Raw genomic sequence first — 429 nt, forward strand, 5'->3', positions numbered from 1 at the left:
ATATTAATTATGGAAAGGTTAGAATTGATTATTGATAGACTGAACAAAATTCCAATACTCCTTTTTATAACATAGTTATTAAAAAATGGACTATTGGATTTTTGTATATTGTAATGCTAATTTTGGAGAATCAGGTTAATGAAATCTCTAACGCAGCCATGTCCACCAAAGGTATTTGATATATATATATATGATATATTTTTAATTTTTTGATTTGCATCTACTGGGCATCCTGCATAACCAACAGCTTCAAGGAGTTCTTGGCAATTAATATCATCACCAATATATGCAACTTCTTCTAATGTAATTCCTAATTGTTGACAAATTTCTTGTGCAGCAGCTAGTTTCCCTCCGTTTTTTTTTCCTTGGATTAAGAAATCAATTTTTAATTTTTTAGCTCTGTTCTCTACAATTTTAGTATTTTCAGAT

1 protein-coding gene is annotated in these 429 nt (G+C 28.7%); it reads right to left on the reverse strand.

Annotated features, from left to right (window positions below; all coding sequences use genetic code 11):
• Window positions 1-116: 116 nt before the first annotated feature.
• Window positions 117-429: HAD hydrolase family protein (locus WKU26_RS12680; RefSeq protein ID WP_340322318.1), on the reverse strand; the 313-nt coding region annotated here is incomplete at its 5' end.

The organism is Phocaeicola sp. HCN-40430, assembly GCF_037890285.1.
GTDB lineage: Bacteria > Bacteroidota > Bacteroidia > Bacteroidales > Bacteroidaceae > Phocaeicola > Phocaeicola acetigenes.